Consider the following 18,717-nt stretch of genomic DNA (forward strand, 5'->3'; position numbering starts at 1 on the left):
ACCCGTAGCCTAGGCGCGCCGCTCGACGGTGCCGGCGCCGAACGCCACGCTTTGGCGGCGGCCGGACCGGTCGTAGGTTTCGAGCCGCGAGCCCGTCTGACGGACAAGGTCATACCGCGCGCGCGCCGCCTTCACCCCCGACAGAACCGCCGCCAGCAGGCGCCGATTGCCTTCCGCCCGCTCGCGCAGGCCAGCAAGGCGCGGCGTGGCAATCTTGTCATCAATCCCGGAAAGCGCCTCGATCAGCGCCGTCTTGCGCCCGACAAAGGCAGCGAGCGCCGCCAAGTCACCGTCCAGGATCGCGCGGCGTTCCACCACAAGGAGCTCCACCAGATCGTCGATCACGCGCAGCGAATCATGCCGCATCGCCAGCTCTCCGCATCAGCGCCTCGAAGATGCTTTCGGCCAGACCGAATCCGCCGTTTCGCGCCAGCCCGCCGGCCTGTTCCTGGCGCAGGAAGGAGGCGAACTGCTCCTCTCCAGCGCCTCCACCGAAACTGTCGCGCGCCTGGTCCAGCCCGGCGGACTTCAGCATCTCGCTGATGAATTGCGCCTCCATCGCCTCCGCGGCGGAGCGCAGCGCCTGGATCCGCGAAGGCTCCGTCAAGGCCTGCGGCAAAGGTGTCGCCGAAATCCCGGTCATCGGCATTCTCTCCGAACATGCGCGTTTCGCGGACTATGGCCGGGGTGGAGTAAAGAAGCGGTAACCTCGTCCTGCCATGGTTGACGGGACTCAGGCAGCAGTCGTGAAGCATGGACCCGATCGCACACGCGGCCCCGTTGCGGGCACACCGTCCACCCCGGGACGACACCTCGGCAGAACCCGGCCCCGCCGGGAGCCTGGCTCTGTTCCTGTCCACGCTCGACGGGCCGGAGGATTCCGACACAGTCGGTGGTACGCCCGACACAGGCTTGCAGGTGCTGGCCGGATTCGTTCGAGGCGCAACCGCGGAAGGTGGCGCAGCGCCACGCTGGGACAGGGCGGGGCAATCCTCAAGCGACCTGGTGGCCGCAGACGGGCAAGCGCCCAAATCGGAAGATGACGAGCTCCTTACGCCCGAAATCGCCGTGGCTTCCGGCGGATCCATGTTGAAGATTGCGGCGAAGGAAGCCGGCGCTACATCGAAAGCGGGCCAGACATCCCCGAGCATGGAGGAGGTCGGCGACGCGTGGGCGACATCCGTCGCATTGGAAGATGTGCGGACGGGCACGCCGCCAGTCGCCGAGGGTCGGGACGAGAGAACCGCGGTCGTCGACCGCGTGCCGGAGCCGGTCAGCCGCGATCTGGGCCGGGACGGACGCCCACTCGACGCGTCGGCCGTCGCGTTTCCGGCCGTCCGAGAGGATGGGGCAACGGTTGGAACGGATCCGGGGTCTTCGCAGACCATGGCGCTGTCCGCCACGCGGCCACGCCAGTCCGACCTCACGGCCTCGGCTCGCGCAGCCACCACGGCATCGCCGCTTCTTCAGACCGCACCGGTCCCGGCTTCGGCCGAAGTTCCGAATCGATCGCCCGACGTCGCAGCGCCTTTCGCTGTGCACGTCCGCGCCGCAATATCTGAACCCGATATGCGACCTGCCAATCCGCCCTTTCCCGAACCGACGGCCAACACGGGTCCGGCCGACAAACCCGGCGCCTCGTCGGCGCCAGGCACCTTTGGGCACCAACTGAAGCCGTGGGCTGGATCCAGTTTGACGCACGAGGTCGCGGCTGCAGTTCCATCGCCTGAGGCAGGCGGGACCGGTGCGGTTCGGGTCGCGGGGCGCGAAACGTCGGACATTAGCCGGGATACGCCGCCGCAGATCGAGACGGCCGCCCAGACGCAAACCGGTCCGCGGGCTGGTCCGGAACGTGCCGACCCCCGGATCGTGACATCGCCTTCAGGCGAGGCCAGCGAGACCGCTGCGGCCTCCGAATCGCGATCCGGCAGCGCAACCGGGATCGGGAAACCTCCTGCGGCAGGGGTGGAGCAAGCCGTATCGCCTGGCCAAACCGCGCCGGCCGTGGCGGCAACTTCACCTCCGGTCCGCGATCTGTCCGACCCGGCCCCTTCGGACGGCGCCTTCGGCGAACTCATGGCAGACCTTGCGGCCCTCGCGACACAGGACGCAGCTCTGGGCAGGCGGCAGGCGGATCGCGCCGTGCCGACTGGGCCAGGGGCGGCGCATCTGCCGCCGGGTCTTGGTCACCGGCTCGCTGAAGCCATCACGCAATTCCCGGACGGCGCGGTTGAACTGACTTTATCGCCGGAGGAACTCGGACGGGTCCGGATATCCATGTCGACCCAGGACGGCACCCTGACACTGACCGTGCAGGCCGACCGGCCCGACACGATCGACCTGCTACGGCGGCATATCGACCAACTGGTACAGGATTTCCGCGATCTCGGCCTCTCGAACCTGGCCTTTTCCTTCGGACACGGTCAGGACCGGCCGCCCGACACGCAGCGCGAAGCCACCGACGCTCCGGCCGAGCACGACGCCGCGCCGGCATCCGTCCCGGGTCGGGCGGGATCGGCAGGCATTTCCCCGCGCCAGGGTGACTCTGGCGGACTCGACCTCAGGCTGTGAAGGGACACGGAATGGACGCAGTTACACAGACCGGATCACAAGCAACAGCAGCCACGGCCCGCGCCAAGAACCAGCACGGGACGCTGATCAACAGCGATTTCCAGACTTTCCTCGTGATGCTCACGACACAGATGCAGAACCAGGATCCGCTGAACCCGATCGATTCCACCGATTATGCCGCCCAGCTTGCGACGTTCTCTGGCGTCGAGCAGCAGGTGAAAACCAACACGCTCCTGGAATCGCTCTCGGCCCAGCTCGGTCTTTCGGGCATGGCGCAGATGGCATCCTGGGTCGGCATGGAGGCGCGGAGTTCTGCGCCGGTCCTGTTCGACGGCACCCCCCTGACGCTCTACCCGGCGCCCGAGGCCGGTGCGGATGAGATCAAGCTCGTCGCGTACGACGCCCAGGGACGCGAAGTGATGCGGTCGCCGGCGCCGGTCTCGGGCGAGCCACTGGTCTGGGCAGGGACGGATTCGCGGGGCGGGCCACTGCCGTCGGGCCTCTACAGCTTCCGGCTCGAAAGCTACGCGGCCGGAGAGCCGATGGGCGTGTCCGATGTCGAAAGCTTCGCGCGCATCGCGGAGGTCCAGAACGGCCCGGACGGCCCGGTCGTGGTGCTCGACGGTGGCGCGCAGGTTGCGCCTTCCGACATCAAGTCAATGCGCGGAGCCGGGTCGCGGTGACCCGCGACGCCGGTTCGAAGCGGTTGCTCAGATCAGCATGGCGAGCGCGAACCCGCCGCCCGCCAGAGCGGCGCCGAGCGTGATCAGCAGCGCCGTTTCCAGCGCCGGGCGCCGCCGTGCGGGCTCCGCGCGTTCGGTCTGGTTGATCAGCATCGCCTCGGCGATCTGCGGCAGCCGTGGCCCGAAACGTCCGAGCACCCGAGCGGTTAGGATCAGGTCGCGGACCAGCGCCTTGGGGCCGACGCTCTCGCGGATGTAGCGTTCGACGACGGGGCGGGCGACCTGCCACATGTTCATGTTGGAATTGAGCGAGCGGGCGACGCCCTCGACGACGACCATCGTCCGCTGCAAGAGGATCAGCTCGGTCCGGGTCTGCATCCCGAACCGTTCGGTCACCTCGAAGAGATAGGCCAGAAGCCGTGCCATCGAGATTCGGTTAGCATCCATGCCGAAGATCGGCTCGCCCACCGCGCGAAGCGCGCGGGCGAACTCGTCGATGTCGCGGTCCTGCGGCACATAGCCCGCCTCGAAATGGACCTCGGCGACACGGCGGTAGTCCTTGCGGATGAAGCCGATCAGGATCTCGGCATAGACGCGCCGGGTATATTCGTCGATATGGCCCATGATGCCGAAATCATAGGCGATGATGTCACCGTTCGGCGCGACCTTGAGGTTGCCTTGGTGCATGTCGGCATGGAAATAGCCGTCGCGCAGGGCATGGCTGAGGAAGAGCTGCAGCACCCGTTCGGACAGCTCGACGCAGTCATGCCCGGCCGCGCGGATCGCCGCGACGTCACCGAGCGGGATCCCCTCGGCCCAGCCGAGCGTCATCACCCGGCGCGACGACAGGTCCCAGTGCGGGGCGGGAACCTGGAATCCCTCGTCCTTCGCAGTATTCGCGGCGAATTCGGAGGCGGCAGAGCTTTCGAGCCGGAGATCCAGCTCGCCCATCACCACGCTCTCGAAATGGCTGATGACGTCGGTTGGCCTCAGCCGCCGCGAGCCAGGCAACAGAAGCTCGATGAGCCCGGCGGCGAAGTGGAAGGCGTCGATGTCGCGCTGGAAGGCGCGCTCGATACCAGGGCGCAGCACTTTGACCGCGACCTCCTCGCCGCCCTCGGCGAGCCGGGCACGGTGTACCTGGGCGATTGAGGCTGCCGCCACCGGCTCGGAGAACTCCGAGAAGAGCGCATCAACCGGCTGGCCGAGCTCGGCCTCGACCGTCGCCTTGGCAACCGAGGTCGGGAAGGGCGGCAGCTTGTCCTGCAGGACACGGAGCTGGTTCGCAAGTTCCTCGCCCACCACGTCGGGCCGGGTCGAGAGCATCTGCCCGAACTTGATGTAGGCGGGTCCGAGTGCCGTCAGCGCCCGGGTTACCGGCGGCTCGGCCGGATTTCCGCGATAGCCGAGCCACTTGAACGGCCAGCCGACGACGCGCGCGAGAAGCCGGAGCCGCGGCGGCGTTTCCATCGCCTCGAGCGCGATCTTCATCGCGCCGGTCCGCTCGAAGGTCGCGCCGGTCCGGATCAGGCGCCAGAGATTATGGGGGCCGCGCAAGGCTCAGATCTTCCAGCCGGAATGGAGCGCCGCGACGCCCATCGTGAGGTTGCGGTACTTCACCTGCTCGAAGCCGGCGGCGCGGATCATCGCGGCGAAATTCTCCTGATCCGGGAACTTGCGGATCGATTCGACGAGGTACTGGTAGCTGTCGCGGTCGTTCGCGACGATCTGGCCCATCACCGGGATGACGTTGAAGGAATAGCGGTCATAGGCCCATTGCAGGCCCGGATTCGGGATCTGGCTGAACTCGAGCACCATCAGCCGGCCGCCGGGCTTAAGCACGCGGTAAGCCTCCGACAACGCGTCGGGGATGCGGGTGACGTTCCGGATGCCGAAGCTGATCGTGTAGGTATCGAAGGTGTTCGCCTCGAACGGCAGCGCCATCGCGTCGCCGACGACCCAGCTGAGACGGTCGGCCATGTTCTCGGCATCGGCGCGTTTCTGGCCTTCGAGAAGCATCGACTCGGTCATGTCGAGCACGGTCGCCGTCGCGCCTTCGGCACGCTTGAGGTAGCGGAAAGCGATGTCGCCGGTCCCGCCAGCGACATCGAGGAGCCGCGAGCCCGGACGCGGCGCGAGCCAGTCCATCATCGCGTCCTTCCAGAGCCGGTGGATTCCCGCGCTCATCAGGTCGTTCATCACGTCGTAGCGGTTGGCGACGCGGGTGAAGACGCCATGGACCATCCCGGCCTTGTCGCCTTCGGCGACGGTCTTGAACCCGAAATGGGTGGTGCGGGTATCGGTCTCGGTCATGGCCCCTTGCCGTTCCTTTGAACTCGCCCTTCTTATAGAAGCCTTGGCCGCAGAGACAATGCGGCGGAAAGGACACGAGGCGAAATGCCCGAACTGCCCGAAGTGGAGACCGTGCGCCGGGGGCTCGCACCCGCGATGGAAGGGCGCGTTATCGAACGGGCGCAGGTGAACCGTCCGGACCTGCGCTTTCCCCTTCCCGGACGCATGGCTGAGCGGCTGACAGGCGCGCGGATCTTGAGGCTCAGGCGGCGGTCGAAATACATCCTTGCCGACCTCTCGACCGGCGAGACGCTGCTCGTCCATCTCGGCATGTCGGGGCGGATGCTGATTTCGGGTGTGACGATCGGCGGCTTTCATCACGAACACCCCGCGCCAGCGAACCACGACCACGTCATCCTCGACATGGAGGGCGGCGCGCGGATCACCTTTAACGACGCGCGACGCTTTGGCGCGATGGACCTTATGGATACGGCAAGTGCCGACACCCACTGGCTCCTACGTGACATCGGCCCCGAACCGCTCGGCAACGCCTTCGACGAAGAATATCTGGTCCAGCGGCTCAAGGGGCGAAGCATGCCGGTCAAGGCCGCGCTCCTCGACCAGCGGCTCGTGGCCGGGCTCGGCAACATCTATGTCTGCGAGGTTCTGAACCGCGCCCGCATCGATCCGCGCCGCAAGGCGGGGCAAATTTCGGCGGCGCGCATTGCCGCCCTCGTCCCGATCGTGCGCGCGGTCCTTGCCGAGGCGATCGAGGCCGGCGGATCCTCCCTCAAGGATTACCGCCGCGCCGACGGCGAGCTCGGCTATTTCCAGCATTCATTCCGCGCCTACGACCGAGCGGGCGGGAAATGCCGGAATGACGGCTGTACCGGCACGATCCGCCGAATCGTCCAGTCCGGCCGATCCACCTTCTACTGCCCCGCCTGCCAAAGATGACTTGATCCCGCCGGTCGGGCTGATAGGTGTTGCCATCAAAGCAGAACGAAAGGCCCCTCGAATGGCTTACGAGACCTTGATCGTCGAGATCGAAGACTACGTCGCGCTGATCCGCCTGAACCGGCCAGACGCACTCAACGCGCTCAACGCGAAACTCCTTGACGAACTGGGCGACGCGCTCGCCGCTGCGGACGCCAATGAAAAGGTGCGCTGCATCGTCCTCACCGGATCGGAAAAAGCCTTCGCCGCCGGTGCCGACATCAAGGAGATGTCGGAGAAGAGCTTCGTCGATGTCTTCACCAGCGACCTCTTCGGCAGCAATACAGAGCCGATGATGCGCTGCCGCAAGCCGATCATCGCTGCGGTCGCGGGCTACGCGCTCGGCGGCGGCTGCGAGCTGGCGATGATGTGCGACTTCATCATCGCCGCCGATACCGCCAAGTTCGGCCAGCCCGAGATCAATCTCGGCGTCGTCGCCGGAATCGGCGGTACCCAGCGGCTGACCCGCTTCGTCGGCAAGGCGAAGTCGATGGACATGCATCTCACGGGCCGCTTCATGGACGCCGTCGAGGCCGAGCGTTCGGGTCTCGTCAGCCGGGTCGTGCCGGCCGCGAAGCTGATCCCGGAGGCGATGGCTGCGGCGCGCAAGATCACCGAGAAATCCGCGCTCGCCACGATGGCGGTCAAGGAGGCGGTGAACCGCAGTTACGAGACGACGCTGCGCGAGGGCCTCCTCTTCGAGCGGCGCCTCTTCCACGCGCTCTTCGCCACCGAGGACCAGAAGGAGGGCATGAGCGCCTTCCTGGAAAAGCGACAGCCGCAGTTTCGCGACCGCTGAAACCCCCTTTCCTTTGCTCGTGTTTTCCCTTAAGGGAGCGCGGTCACATGCGCGTGGAGCCCGCTCAGGCTGGAATCGACCGGTTCACTGGGAGCCCGGGTTCTGTCGCGTTATCGAATTGAAACAGACCCGGAAGTTGGGAAACCACATATGGCCAATACGCCCCAGTCCAAGAAGCGCGCCCGCCAGTCCGAGCGCCGTCAAGACGTAAACAAAGCCCGCCGTTCGCGGATTCGTACCTTCCTGCGCAAGGTCGAAGAGGCAATCGCCTCCGGAAACCAGGAATCGGCCATGGTCGCGCTGCGCGCTGCCCAACCGGAACTGGCCCGTGGAGTGACCAAAGGCGTCGTTCACAAGAACACCGCCGCGCGCAAAATGTCGCGCCTGGCCGCCCGCGTGAAGGCGCTGACCGCCTAAGCCATTCGAAAGGCTTGGAAGTTGCAAGGCGCGGCCACCGGCTGCGCCTTTTGCATTTTACGACTTCGCAAAGACCCTGTGCCCCTTTTGCACGAACCGCCGGATTCGTTTCGGCAAAGCGTGAGTCAAGCGCGAAGTTCTGTTGCGGGGTCTTTGTCCGGCTTGCTAGCGTCAACCTGCGATTCACATCGTCTTGGGGAGACATGCGGTAACCAGTGGGATCGGGCAGGCGCTGCACCTGTCACGTCCCTATGCGTGCGTCGATGCTTGCGGCGCACGGGTTTGCTAAAGGGCGCTGGCCATCGGTCTGCGCTTGAGGCTCTTGTTGGGGGGGCTGGGTCCGGCGGGATCTGGTTCATATCCGATGCTGCCATGTCCATGATGCCCGTACCGCCCTGCTTTAGGCGGTAGTAGCCGGCGACAAGCCGGACGGCGGAGCATTATCACCCTTGGCGGACGATGGATCGATATGGGTGGGGGGACCGGTGCTTCTGCGGCGCTGGGCTTTGGTAAGAGACGTGAGAAAGCAAAAAATGATCGAAGAATCCTGGGGGCAGGTCCGAAATGAACTTCTCAAGTCCGTTGGCAAGAACAACTTTGCGTCCTGGATCGAGCCGCTGAAGCTCGACACGCTCGAGAACGGCATTGCCCGATTCGAGGTGCCGACGAAATTCATGCGCGACTGGGTGTCGCGCAATTTCGCCGAACAGATCCGCCAGCACCTGACCCGAGTCGGCGTCGAGGTCGAGCGGGTCGAGTTCCATGTCCCGCCGCAACGCGACGTGCCGCCCGCCAAGACCGAAGCGCAGCCGAAGCGTGTGCCGCGCTCTGCTTCGCGCGCCAGCGAAGATGCAGAGCTGCCCGGCGCGCCGCTCGACGCCCGGTTCACCTTCGACAGCTTCGTCGTCGGCAAGCCGAACGAGCTGGCCCATGCCGCTGCCCGCCGTGTCGCCGAGGGCGGGCCGGTCACCTTCAATCCGCTCTTCCTCTACGGCGGCGTCGGCCTCGGCAAGACTCACCTCATGCATGCCGTCGCCCACGAGCTGCAGACCCGCCAGCCCGACCTGCGCGTGCTGTACCTCTCGGCCGAACAGTTCATGTACCGCTTCGTGCAGGCGCTGCGCGAGAAGGAGATCATGGGCTTCAAGGAGATGTTCCGCTCGGTCGACGTGCTGATGGTCGATGACGTCCAGTTCATCGCCGGCAAGGAATCGACGCAGGAGGAATTCTTCCACACGTTCAACGCGCTCGTGGACCAGAACAAGCAGATCATCATCTCGGCCGACCGCGCGCCGGGCGAGATCAAGGATCTCGAGGAGCGGATCAAGAGCCGCCTGCAGTGCGGGCTCGTGGTCGACCTGCATCCGACCGACTACGAACTGCGGCTCGGAATCCTCCAGCAGAAGGCAGAGCAGTACCGTGGCCAGTATCCGGCGCTGAAGCTCGCGAACGGGGTGCTGGAATTCCTCGCCCACCGGATCACCACCAACGTCCGCGTTCTCGAGGGCGCGCTGACCCGGCTCTTCGCCTTCGCGAGCCTCGTCGGGCGCGAGATCACGCTCGACCTCGCGCAGGACTGCCTTGCCGACATCCTCCGCGCCTCCGACCGCAAGGTCACGATCGAGGAGATCCAGCGCAAGGTGGCCGAGCACTACAACATCCGGCTGTCCGACATGATCGGCCCGAAGCGGGTGCGCACCATCGCCCGTCCGCGGCAGGTGGCGATGTATCTCGCCAAGACGCTGACCACCCGGTCGCTGCCGGAGATCGGACGCCGGTTCGGCGGGCGCGACCACACCACGATCATGCACGGGATCCGCAAGGTCGAGGAGCTGAAGACGACGGACAGCCAGCTCTCCGAGGATCTCAACATGCTGCGTCGGCTCCTGGAAGGCTGACAGCGCGAGAAGCGGCCTTGACCCTCTGTCCATTCCATCGGACAGTCCCGAAAATTCTTGAGCCTCGGGGGAAAGTTGCTAACTTTCCCCTCCCGGCGATCTCAAGGGGACGGATATGAAGATCAGTATCGAGCGCGCAACGCTTCTGAAAGCGGTGGGCCAGGCGCAGTCTGTCGTGGAGCGGCGCAACACGATCCCCATTCTCGCCAACGTTCTGATCGAGGCGGAAGGCAACACCGTGAGCTTCCGCGCCACCGACCTCGACATCGAGGTCGTGGACAAGGCCCCGGCCCAGGTCGAGCGCGCCGGCGCGACGACCGTCTCGGCGGTGATGCTGCACGAGATCGTGCGCAAGCTCCCTGACGGGGCGCTGGTGCAACTGACCGACGACAGCGCCGCCGGACGGCTGACGGTCGAGGCGGGGCGCTCGACCTTCTCGCTCGCGACCCTGCCGAAGGAAGACTTCCCGGTGATGGCCTCGTCGGAATACACCGCGAATTTCTCGGCCCCCGCGCCGGTGCTGCGCCGGCTCTTCGACAAGTCCAAGTTCGCGATCTCCACCGAGGAGACGCGCTACTACCTCAACGGCGTCTACATGCATGTGGCGCAGGGCGAGGATGGTCAGGTCCTGCGCTGCGTCGCGACCGACGGTCACCGGCTGGCGCGGATCGACGCAGCCCTTCCCGAGGGCGCGTCGGCGATGCCGGGCGTGATCGTGCCGCGCAAGACGGTGGGCGAGCTCAGGAAACTCCTCGACGATGACGAGACCCAGATCGCGGTCTCGGTCTCGGAGACCAAGGTCCGCTTCGCCGCGCCGGCGATCACGCTGACCTCCAAGGTCATCGACGGCACCTTCCCCGATTATTCCCGCGTCATCCCGACCGGCAACACGCGGCGGCTCGAGGTCGATGCCCAGGAATTCGCCAAGGCGGTGGACCGGGTGGCGACGGTGTCGTCGGAACGTTCGCGCGCGGTCAAGCTGCAGCTCGACGAGGACCGGCTGGTGCTGTCGGTTAACGCGCCGGATGCCGGCGCGGCCGAGGAGGAACTGGCGGTGGCTTACGGCGACGAGCGGCTGGAGATCGGGTTCAACGCCAAGTATCTCCTCGAGATCGCGAGCCAGGTCGACCGCGAGAACGCGGTGTTCCTGTTCAACTCCTCGGGCGATCCGACCCTGATGCGCGAGGGCAACGACACCTCGGCGGTCTACGTCGTGATGCCGATGCGGGTCTGATCCGGCTTCGCCGGAGCCTCCGGCGGGGATATTTTTGGCAAGATGAAAGGCTGAGCGGTCTTGCCGGGGCTTGCCGTGACATTTCTGCTCCTGTCGCATTTCCGTTCGCACCGGCGGACAGAGATGGCGTTCGACGGCCGCCCGGTGGCGATCTTCGGGGCGAACGGGGCGGGCAAGACCAACATTCTCGAGGCGGTGTCGCTCCTGTCGCCCGGACGGGGTCTGCGGCGCGCGGCGCCGGACGAGATCGCGCGGCGGCCGGAGGCGCTCGGCTGGAAGCTGAAGGCGGACCTTCAGAGCCTGCATCAGACCCACGAGGTCGAGACCTTCGCAGAGCCGGGCGCGAGCCGGACGGTGTCCATAGACGGCAAGCCGGCGGCGCAGGCCTCGTTGGGGCGGATCGCCCGGATGCTCTGGCTGGTGCCGGCGATGGACCGGCTCTGGATCGAGGGCGCGGAGGGGCGGCGGCGGTTTCTCGACCGGATGACGCTCTCGTTCGAGCCCTTCCATGCGGAGGCGGTACTGGCCTATGAAAAGGCGATGCGGGAGCGGAACCGGCTGTTGCGCGACGAGGTGCGCGACGCGGGCTGGTACGCGGCGCTCGAGGCGCAGATGGCCGAGGCGGGGGCGGCGATCCAGGCGAACCGTGCCGCCGCGGTGGCTCGGGTGGCTGCCGCGCAAACGGGGGCGGAGACCGCCTTTCCGGCAGCGGATCTGACGATCCTCGGGCCGGACGGAGATGATTTTCCCAATGGTGCCAGTGCGTTGGTTGAGGCGTACAGCGCCGGTCGGGGCCGCGACATGGCCGCGGGGCGCACTCTTGTCGGTCCGCACCGGGCTGATCTTGGTGCCGTCTATGCGGCCAAGGCCGTGCCGGCGGCGCAGGCCTCGACCGGTGAGCAGAAGGCGCTGCTGATCTCGCTCATCCTTGCCAATGCGCGGGCGCTGGCCGAGGATTTCGGCGCGCCGCCGATCCTCCTGCTCGACGAGGTCGCGGCCCATCTCGATGCCGGGCGCCGCGCTGCGCTCTATGACGAACTTTGTGCATTGGGCGCGCAGGCCTTCCTGACCGGGACCGGAGCGGAACTGTTCGAGACGCTGGGCGCCCGGGCGCAGGCGTTCGAAGTGACCGACGACAGCGGGTTGTCGACCGTGAGAGAGAGGGATTTGTCATGACACCACAACGGGTTACGCTCATCACCCTCGGCGTTTATGACCTCGCCCGGTCGAGGGCTTTCTACGAGGCGCTCGGCTGGGTTCCGGCCGAGGCGCAGGAGGGTGTCGTCTTCTACCAGATCCACGGTGCGGTGCTCGGGCTCTTCGGCCGCGCGGCGCTGGCGAAGGATCAGGGACGGCCTGATGCCCGGCTTGGGACCGGGGCGATGACGCTGGCGCAGAACTTTCCGAGCGAGGCGGAGGTGGATGCGGCGTGGGAGGCGGCGGTTGCGGCCGGGGCCACACCGCTGAAGAAGCCCGAGAAGGTGTTCTGGGGCGGCTACTCGGGCTATTACGCCGATCCCGACGGCCATGTCTGGGAGGTCGCGATGAATCCGTTCTGGCCGCTTGCCGAAGACGGATCCTTGAACATTTCCCGTGCAGCCGACGTGCCGTAAGCGTACAGCGCGCGTACCGACACCGGACAGAGACCGCCATGACCGTCACCCCCGCCTCGCTTCTTCTCTATGCCGGCGCGCTCGGCCTCCTGTGGCTGACGCCCGGGCCGGTCTGGGTCGCGCTCACCGCGCGCGCGCTGTCGGGCGGCTTCGCGAGCGCCTGGCCGCTCGCGGTGGGCGTCACCATCGGCGATCTCGTCTGGCCGCTGGTCGCGATCTTCGGGCTCTCCTGGGTCGTCGACCAGTTCGACCACTTCATGACCGTCATGCGCTATGTCGCGGTCGTGGTCTTCGTCGCGATGGGCTGGCTCCTGATCCGCCACGCGGGCGAGCCGGTCTCGACCGACCGGCGGCTGACCCGGCCGGGGAAATGGGCGGGGTTCATGGCCGGGATCGCGGCGATCCTCGGCAACCCCAAGGCGGTGCTCTTCTACATGGGCGTGCTGCCGGGCTTCTTCGACCTGCGCCATGTCAGCGCGCCCGACATCGCGGCGATCGCGGTGGCCTCGATGACGGTGCCGCTGATCGGCAACCTCCTGCTCGCGCTTCTCGTCGGCGAGGCGCGGAGCCTCTTGAAGTCGCCCCGCGCGCTCTGGCGCATCAACGTGACGGCGGGCGTGATGCTGATCGCGGTCGGTCTGTTGATCGGGCTGGTGGAGGTTTGAAGCCTGAGCCTTGACGGCCGCATCGAGCCCGAAGCAGCCAAGTCACCAAAGTGTACTTTGCATTTTCTGCCAAGAAACCTTCGACGGCCACAGATGCGTTCGCCTTCACCGGCTTTTCTAAGTTGATGCGCGTCAATGACAGAAACTGGTCGTCCTAAGTATTCTACTTGGGTCGGACTGCCGGTGCGCCAAGCTGGCTATTGGAGAACAAGTCTAGCTCATTTGAATCTCAGAGGGGGGAGGTGTGATGAAAGATTATCTTGCAACGATGGGGATCCTCCTTTTGGCCAGTGGCCCTTGTTACGCTCAGGAATTGGTCGGTATGGTACCCGATCCGGAAGCGGAGTACTCACCCTACATCACCCACGACTATCCCAATCAGGTTTTCTTTGGCGACACCCATCTGCACACCGCCTATTCCGCGGACGCCGGACTCGTAGGCGCGACGACCACGCCGGACGACGCCTACCGCTTCGCCAAGGGAGAGACGGTCACCTCGTCGAACGGCATCGAGGCGCGGTTGCAACGGCCGCTCGATTTCCTCGTCGTCGCGGACCATGCGGAGAACCTCGGGCTCTGCATCGCGCTCGAGGAAGAGAACGAGGAGGTTCTGGCGACCGATTGGGGCAAAGGTCTTTTCGAGGCCTTCGCCCCGAGAACGCACGAAGCAAAGGCAGAGGCCTATGTCTACTGGGGCAGCGCATTCGCCATGGGCGATGGTGGCGACCCTCTCAAAGACACCTCCTTGCAGGAGACGATGTGGCAGCGCCTGACCGACGCCGCCGAGCGCCACAACGATCCCGGCGCCTTCTCGGCAATCATCGGCTACGAATGGACGGCCGGCCCCGACGGCAACAACCTGCACCGCGTCGTCATGCTGCGCGACGGAAAGGCGGAAGCTGATCAGGTCGTGCCCTTCAGTTCCTACGATAGCGAAGATCCCGAGGATCTCTGGGACTGGATGGCGCGCTACGAGGATCTGACCGGCGGCAAGGTTTTTTCCATCCCGCACAATGGCAACCTCTCGAATGGGCTGATGTTCGACGACGTGACGCGCTCGGGGGAACCGATCGATGACGCCTATGCCGAGCGCCGGATGCGGTGGGAGCCGGTCTACGAGGTTACGCAGATCAAGGGCGACGGCGAGGCGCATCCGATGCTGTCGCCCGACGACGCCTTTGCCGATTACGGGACGTGGGATGTCGGCAGCTTCGGCCCAGAACTCAAGACGCCCGAGATGCTGCCCCGCGAGTATGCTCGCGAGGCGCTCAAGCGCGGCCTCGCCTACGAGGCCGCGCTTGGCGTGAACCCGTTCAAGTTCGGCATGATCGGCTCGACAGACTCGCACACAGCGCTCGCCACCACGACCGAGGACAACTTCTTCGGCAAGGTCTCGGTGGTCGAGCCGACCAACGACCCGGTCCGCTTCGAGGAGCAGATCACGGGGCGGTTCACGCCGGACGATCCGTCCGACGACATCGTGCATGCTCAGGCGCTCGCGGCCGGCCTCGCCGCCGTCTGGGCGCGAGAGAACTCGCGCGAGGCGATCTGGGACGCCTTCGCCCGGAAGGAGGTCTTTGCCACGACCGGGACACGCCTTCGGGTGCGGGTCTTCGCTGGCGCGGATTTTGTCGAGAGCGATCTGGAACGCTCCGACTTCGCAGCGCATGGCTACGCCAACGGGGTGCCAATGGGGGGTGATCTGTCAGGGTTGACCGAGGCGCCCAAACTTTTGATCCGTGCACTCCGCGACCCGGATGCGGCCAACCTCGACCGCTTACAGGTGATCAAGGGCTGGGTCGATGGTGATGGCGAAACACGCGAACGTGTCTACGACGTCGCCTGCTCGAATGGGCGTGCCATCGTGGATTGGTCGTGCGAGGGGGACGTCGGCAACACGGTCGATGTGCCGTCTGCCACCTATACGAATGCAATTGGTGATCCGTTCCTTGATACCTTCTGGGAAGATCCCGATTTCGATCCGAACCAGCGAGCGTTCTACTACGTCAGGGTGCTGGAAATCCCAACACCTCGCTGGACGACCTATGATGCTGCTTTCTTTGGTGTAGATCTACCGGATGGCATTGAACCGACCCATCAGGAACGCGCTTACACTTCGCCGATCTGGTACACGCCTCGAAGCTGAGTTTGGAGCCGGCGGAAATGTCGGCTTAGTCCGCAAGCCAGCCATCCGCATCAGGAAGGAAGGGTGACGCGACGGGGCGGACGAACTATGCCCCGCGCGCCGTGTTCGACCTCGCCCGCACCCCCAAATATTGTGCCTCCCGCGTGACAATCCCCCCCGCAGCCCCTATAAGATGGGCAGCAAAAAACGGGGCGAGCGGGCATGACCGACGAGACGCAAAAGCCGAGTGAATACGGCGCCGATTCCATCAAGGTTCTCAAGGGCTTGGAGGCTGTTCGCAAGCGGCCCGGCATGTATATCGGCGACACCGACGACGGCTCGGGTCTGCACCACATGGTCTACGAGGTCGTCGACAACGGCATCGACGAGGCTCTGGCCGGTCACGCCGACTTCGTGCGGGTGCGGATTCACGCCGACAACTCGGTCTCGGTCCGCGACAACGGGCGGGGAATTCCGACCGACATGCACCCGACCGAGGGCGTCTCGGCCGCCGAGGTGATCATGACCCAGCTCCATGCCGGGGGGAAGTTCGACCAGAACAGCTACAAGGTCTCGGGCGGGCTTCACGGCGTCGGCGTCTCGGTCGTGAACGCGCTGTCGGACTGGCTGGAGCTTCGGATCTGGCGGAACGGCAAGGAGCATTACGCGAAGTTCGTGCATGGCGAGACCGCCGAGCCGCTGCGGGTCGTGGGCGATGCCGCGCCGGGCGAGAAGGGGACCGAGGTGCGCTTCCTCGCCTCGTCGAAGGTCAGCGATCCGAACGGCACCTTCTCGAACCTCGACTATGTCTTCAAGACGCTGGAGACGCGGCTCCGGGAACTGGCGTTCCTCAATTCCGGCGTGAAGATCATCCTCGAGGACAATCGCGGCGCGGAGCTGCAGCGCACGGAGCTTTTCTACGACGGCGGCGTGCGGGAATTCGTGAAATACCTCGACCGCCACAAGACCTCGGCGATGGAAGAGCCGATCTTCATCACCGGCGAACGCGGCGGCATCGGCGTCGAGGTCGCGATGTGGTGGAACGACAGCTACCACGAGACGGTGCTGCCGTTCACCAACAACATCCCCCAGCGCGACGGCGGCACCCACCTCGCGGGCTTCCGCGGCGCGCTGACGCGCACGATCAACGCCTATGCGCAATCCTCGGGCATCGCCAAGAAGGAGAAGGTCGACTTCACCGGCGACGACGCGCGCGAGGGGCTGACCTGTGTCTTGTCGGTCAAGGTGCCGGATCCGAAGTTCTCCTCGCAGACCAAGGACAAGCTGGTCAGTTCCGAGGTGCGGCCGGCGGTCGAGAACCTCGTGGGCGAGAAGCTCGGCGAGTGGTTCGAGGAGCATCCCGCCGAGGCCAAGGTGATCGTCGGCAAGATCATCGAGGCGGCTCTGGCGCGGGAGGCGGCGCGGAAGGCGCGGGAACTCACGCGCAGGAAGACGGCGATGGATGTGGCCTCGCTGCCCGGCAAGCTCGCCGATTGCCAGGAGAAGGATCCGGCTTTGTCGGAACTGTTCCTCGTCGAGGGGGACTCGGCCGGCGGGTCGGCCAAGCAGGGGCGCGAGCGGAAGAACCAGGCGGTGTTGCCGCTCCGGGGCAAGATCCTCAACGTGGAGCGGGCGCGGTTCGACCGGATGCTCGGCTCGGAGCAGATCGGCACGCTGATCACCGCGCTCGGCACCGGCATCGGGCGCGACGAGTTCAACCTCGGCAAGCTGCGCTACCACAAGGTCATCATCATGACCGATGCCGACGTCGACGGCGCCCATATCCGGACGCTGCTTTTGACCTTCTTCTTCCGGCAGATGCCGGAGCTGATCGAGCACGGCCATCTCTTCATCGCCGAGCCGCCCTTGTACAAGGTCGCGCGCGGCAAGTCGGAGGTTTACCTCAAGGACCAGGCCGCGCTGGAGGATTACCTCATCCAGCAGGGCGTCGAGGGCGCGGTGCTGCGGCTGAGTTCGGGCGAGGAGATCGTCGGCGCCGATCTCTCCCGCGTGGTCGAGGAGGCGCGGGTGGTGCGGAAAAGCCTGATGGCCTTCCCGACGCATTACCCGACGCATATCCTCGAACAGGCGACGATCGCGGGCGCGCTGGTCACGGGCCGGGTCGATGCCGACGCGCAGGGCGTGGCCGACGAGGTGTCGCGCCGGCTCGACGAGGTGGCGGTGGAATACGAGCGCGGCTGGCAGGGCCGTCCGACGCAGGACCACGGGCTGCGCTTCTCGCGGTCGCTCAGGGGCGTCGAGGAGGTCCGCACGCTTGACGGCCAGATCCTGCGCTCCGGCGAGGCGCGGAGGCTCGCGACCCATACCGGGGCGCTGCAGGAGGTCTATGGCGGCATCGCCAAGCTGGTGCGCAAGGACCGCGAGCAATTGATCCACGGGCCGATGGAGCTTCTCGCGGCGATCCTCGCGGAGGGCGAGAAGGGGCTGACGCTGCAGCGTTACAAGGGCCTCGGAGAGATGAACCCGGACCAGCTCTGGGAAACCACGCTCGACCCCGCGGCGCGGGTGCTCAACCAGGTGAAGATCGACGACCTCGCCGATGCCGACGACATCTTCACCAAGCTCATGGGCGACGTCGTGGAGCCGCGGCGGGAGTTCATCCAGCAAAACGCGCTGAGCGTGGAGAACCTGGACTTCTGAGCGATTGTAGGCTTTCTGGTTTGTTGTGCGGTAACGGGCAGGGAGGGGCTTCGTGATGCGGCCCTTCTAAGGCCATGGATTCACGATGTGAATCGGCTGCAGGCAGATTTCTGCAACAACGCCCCTTCGCAGCAGCGACGGTCATCTGCCGCGCTGGTTCAATACCCAGGACACCGCCTCGCCGATCACGCGCGACGTGGCGCGGTCATAGGCGTCGACCAGGGCGGGCGTGGAGGTGTCGGGCGCGGTCGCGCCCGCTGCGAAGGTGCGGCTGGAGATCACCGCGGCATCCTCTTCGCGCACCAGCCGAACGGCCAGCCGGACCGCGACGGTCGCGCCCGGGGTGTCGGGCGCGATCGCGGCGTGAAAATCGACGAGGTTGCTGACGAGCGCCACATCCCCGGAAGCGCCGAGCGGCTTGCGGCCGACGAAGCGGAAACCGCCAGACCGTTCGAGGCCCTCGACGAGCGCGGACTGGATCATCAAGGGCGCGGGCTCGATCCAGCGCGCGTCGGACAGGTACTGCACCTGCGTCGCCTGCGGGCGGATCAGGATACGGTCGGTGTCGATCGCCCCGCTGGCCGCCGGTATCTCGACGATGAGGTCCTCCGCCCGCGGCGCGCGCGCCACCGGGCCTTCGGCCGGAGCCTGGATCTGGAAGGCGTCCTGCGGTTCTGCCGCCTGACCGAGCGCCCCCAACGCGGCGCATCCGCCAAGCAGGGTACAGGCAGAAAGGGCGGCGAGCGCGGAACGGAACATGGCA

Annotated in this window: 17 protein-coding genes; 12 read left to right on the forward strand and 5 right to left on the reverse strand. The window is 66.1% G+C overall.

Features of this window, described 5'->3' with window-relative positions; all coding sequences use genetic code 11:
* Nucleotides 1-9: 9 nt before the first annotated feature.
* The gene (locus R5H32_RS07815; RefSeq protein ID WP_318338123.1) at nt 10-366 is read right to left on the reverse strand and encodes a hypothetical protein; all 357 of its coding nucleotides are present in this window, start codon (nt 364-366) and stop codon (nt 10-12) included.
* On the reverse strand, nt 356-607 hold the full coding sequence (locus R5H32_RS07820) for a rod-binding protein (protein ID WP_412099000.1): 252 nt from the start codon (nt 605-607) through the stop codon (nt 356-358). Before R5H32_RS07820 ends, R5H32_RS07815 begins: the two co-directional genes overlap by 11 nt.
* 146 nt (nt 608-753) lie before the next feature.
* Between R5H32_RS07820 and R5H32_RS07825 the strand changes: the two genes are divergently transcribed.
* Complete coding sequence (locus tag R5H32_RS07825) at nt 754-2,571, forward strand: flagellar hook-length control protein FliK (RefSeq protein ID WP_318338125.1); 1,818 nt, start codon at nt 754-756, stop codon at nt 2,569-2,571.
* A gap of 11 nt (nt 2,572-2,582) precedes the next feature.
* Nucleotides 2,583-3,254 (forward strand): flagellar hook capping FlgD N-terminal domain-containing protein, encoded by a 672-nt coding sequence (locus R5H32_RS07830; protein WP_318338126.1) that lies wholly within the window; start codon nt 2,583-2,585, stop codon nt 3,252-3,254.
* Between the two features lie 27 nt (nt 3,255-3,281).
* On the opposite strand, the gene ubiB is transcribed toward R5H32_RS07830, so the two are convergent.
* Entirely contained in the window at nt 3,282-4,811 is a 1,530-nt protein-coding gene (ubiB, locus tag R5H32_RS07835; RefSeq protein ID WP_318338127.1) for a 2-polyprenylphenol 6-hydroxylase, read from the reverse strand.
* 3 nt (nt 4,812-4,814) lie between these two features.
* Nucleotides 4,815-5,567 (reverse strand): bifunctional demethylmenaquinone methyltransferase/2-methoxy-6-polyprenyl-1,4-benzoquinol methylase UbiE, encoded by a 753-nt coding sequence (ubiE, locus tag R5H32_RS07840; RefSeq protein ID WP_318338128.1) that lies wholly within the window; start codon nt 5,565-5,567, stop codon nt 4,815-4,817.
* Nucleotides 5,568-5,651: 84 nt separating this feature from the next.
* Here ubiE and mutM point away from each other — a divergent pair, with 84 nt between their 5' ends.
* The 10 genes from mutM (at nt 5,652) to gyrB (ending at nt 17,954) form a co-directional block, all read left to right on the forward strand.
* The gene (gene mutM / locus R5H32_RS07845; RefSeq protein WP_318338129.1) at nt 5,652-6,503 is read left to right on the forward strand and encodes a bifunctional DNA-formamidopyrimidine glycosylase/DNA-(apurinic or apyrimidinic site) lyase; all 852 of its coding nucleotides are present in this window, start codon (nt 5,652-5,654) and stop codon (nt 6,501-6,503) included.
* A gap of 61 nt (nt 6,504-6,564) precedes the next feature.
* Nucleotides 6,565-7,341: an enoyl-CoA hydratase gene (locus R5H32_RS07850; RefSeq protein ID WP_318338130.1), complete on the forward strand. Its 777-nt coding sequence runs from the start codon at nt 6,565-6,567 to the stop codon at nt 7,339-7,341.
* Between the two features lie 150 nt (nt 7,342-7,491).
* On the forward strand, nt 7,492-7,758 hold the full coding sequence (rpsT, locus tag R5H32_RS07855) for a 30S ribosomal protein S20 (RefSeq protein WP_318338131.1): 267 nt from the start codon (nt 7,492-7,494) through the stop codon (nt 7,756-7,758).
* Between the two features lie 533 nt (nt 7,759-8,291).
* Entirely contained in the window at nt 8,292-9,656 is a 1,365-nt protein-coding gene (gene dnaA, locus R5H32_RS07860) for a chromosomal replication initiator protein DnaA (protein ID WP_318338132.1), read from the forward strand.
* 115 nt (nt 9,657-9,771) lie between these two features.
* Nucleotides 9,772-10,890: a DNA polymerase III subunit beta gene (dnaN, locus tag R5H32_RS07865; protein ID WP_263339374.1), complete on the forward strand. Its 1,119-nt coding sequence runs from the start codon at nt 9,772-9,774 to the stop codon at nt 10,888-10,890.
* Between the two features lie 60 nt (nt 10,891-10,950).
* Entirely contained in the window at nt 10,951-12,066 is a 1,116-nt protein-coding gene (recF, locus tag R5H32_RS07870) for a DNA replication/repair protein RecF (RefSeq protein WP_318338133.1), read from the forward strand.
* Nucleotides 12,063-12,503 carry a VOC family protein gene (locus R5H32_RS07875; RefSeq protein ID WP_318338134.1) on the forward strand — a complete coding sequence of 147 codons (441 nt, stop codon included), beginning with the start codon at nt 12,063-12,065 and terminating at the stop codon, nt 12,501-12,503. Before recF ends, R5H32_RS07875 begins: the two co-directional genes overlap by 4 nt.
* 38 nt (nt 12,504-12,541) lie before the next feature.
* Nucleotides 12,542-13,168: a LysE family translocator gene (locus R5H32_RS07880; RefSeq protein WP_318338135.1), complete on the forward strand. Its 627-nt coding sequence runs from the start codon at nt 12,542-12,544 to the stop codon at nt 13,166-13,168.
* 247 nt (nt 13,169-13,415) lie between these two features.
* Nucleotides 13,416-15,314 (forward strand): DUF3604 domain-containing protein, encoded by a 1,899-nt coding sequence (locus R5H32_RS07885; RefSeq protein ID WP_318338136.1) that lies wholly within the window; start codon nt 13,416-13,418, stop codon nt 15,312-15,314.
* Nucleotides 15,315-15,515: 201 nt separating this feature from the next.
* On the forward strand, nt 15,516-17,954 hold the full coding sequence (gyrB, locus tag R5H32_RS07890) for a DNA topoisomerase (ATP-hydrolyzing) subunit B (protein WP_318338137.1): 2,439 nt from the start codon (nt 15,516-15,518) through the stop codon (nt 17,952-17,954).
* Between the two features lie 141 nt (nt 17,955-18,095).
* Here the strand turns inward: gyrB and R5H32_RS07895 are convergent, their stop codons facing one another.
* Nucleotides 18,096-18,713 carry an ABC-type transport auxiliary lipoprotein family protein gene (locus R5H32_RS07895; protein ID WP_318338138.1) on the reverse strand — a complete coding sequence of 206 codons (618 nt, stop codon included), beginning with the start codon at nt 18,711-18,713 and terminating at the stop codon, nt 18,096-18,098.
* Nucleotides 18,714-18,717 lie beyond the last annotated feature (4 nt).

The sequence above is a fragment of the Defluviimonas sp. D31 genome (assembly GCF_033436765.1).
Classification (GTDB): Bacteria; Pseudomonadota; Alphaproteobacteria; order Rhodobacterales; family Rhodobacteraceae; genus Albidovulum.

Excerpts from the sequence above, each read along its gene's own strand:
- R5H32_RS07880 (WP_318338135.1), top strand. The coding sequence starts at position 12,542 with ATGACCGTCACCCCCGCCTCGCTTCTTCTCTATGCCGGCGCGCTCGGC.
- R5H32_RS07830 (WP_318338126.1), top strand. The coding sequence starts at position 2,583 with ATGGACGCAGTTACACAGACCGGATCACAAGCAACAGCAGCCACGGCC.
- R5H32_RS07895 (WP_318338138.1), bottom strand. The coding sequence starts at position 18,713 with ATGTTCCGTTCCGCGCTCGCCGCCCTTTCTGCCTGTACCCTGCTTGGC.
- R5H32_RS07850 (WP_318338130.1), top strand. The coding sequence starts at position 6,565 with ATGGCTTACGAGACCTTGATCGTCGAGATCGAAGACTACGTCGCGCTG.
- gyrB (WP_318338137.1), top strand. The coding sequence starts at position 15,516 with ATGACCGACGAGACGCAAAAGCCGAGTGAATACGGCGCCGATTCCATC.
- R5H32_RS07815 (WP_318338123.1), bottom strand. The coding sequence starts at position 366 with ATGCGGCATGATTCGCTGCGCGTGATCGACGATCTGGTGGAGCTCCTT.
- dnaA (WP_318338132.1), top strand. The coding sequence starts at position 8,292 with ATGATCGAAGAATCCTGGGGGCAGGTCCGAAATGAACTTCTCAAGTCC.
- R5H32_RS07825 (WP_318338125.1), top strand. The coding sequence starts at position 754 with ATGGACCCGATCGCACACGCGGCCCCGTTGCGGGCACACCGTCCACCC.
- R5H32_RS07875 (WP_318338134.1), top strand. The coding sequence starts at position 12,063 with ATGACACCACAACGGGTTACGCTCATCACCCTCGGCGTTTATGACCTC.
- rpsT (WP_318338131.1), top strand. The coding sequence starts at position 7,492 with ATGGCCAATACGCCCCAGTCCAAGAAGCGCGCCCGCCAGTCCGAGCGC.
- mutM (WP_318338129.1), top strand. The coding sequence starts at position 5,652 with ATGCCCGAACTGCCCGAAGTGGAGACCGTGCGCCGGGGGCTCGCACCC.
- R5H32_RS07885 (WP_318338136.1), top strand. The coding sequence starts at position 13,416 with ATGAAAGATTATCTTGCAACGATGGGGATCCTCCTTTTGGCCAGTGGC.
- ubiE (WP_318338128.1), bottom strand. The coding sequence starts at position 5,567 with ATGACCGAGACCGATACCCGCACCACCCATTTCGGGTTCAAGACCGTC.
- dnaN (WP_263339374.1), top strand. The coding sequence starts at position 9,772 with ATGAAGATCAGTATCGAGCGCGCAACGCTTCTGAAAGCGGTGGGCCAG.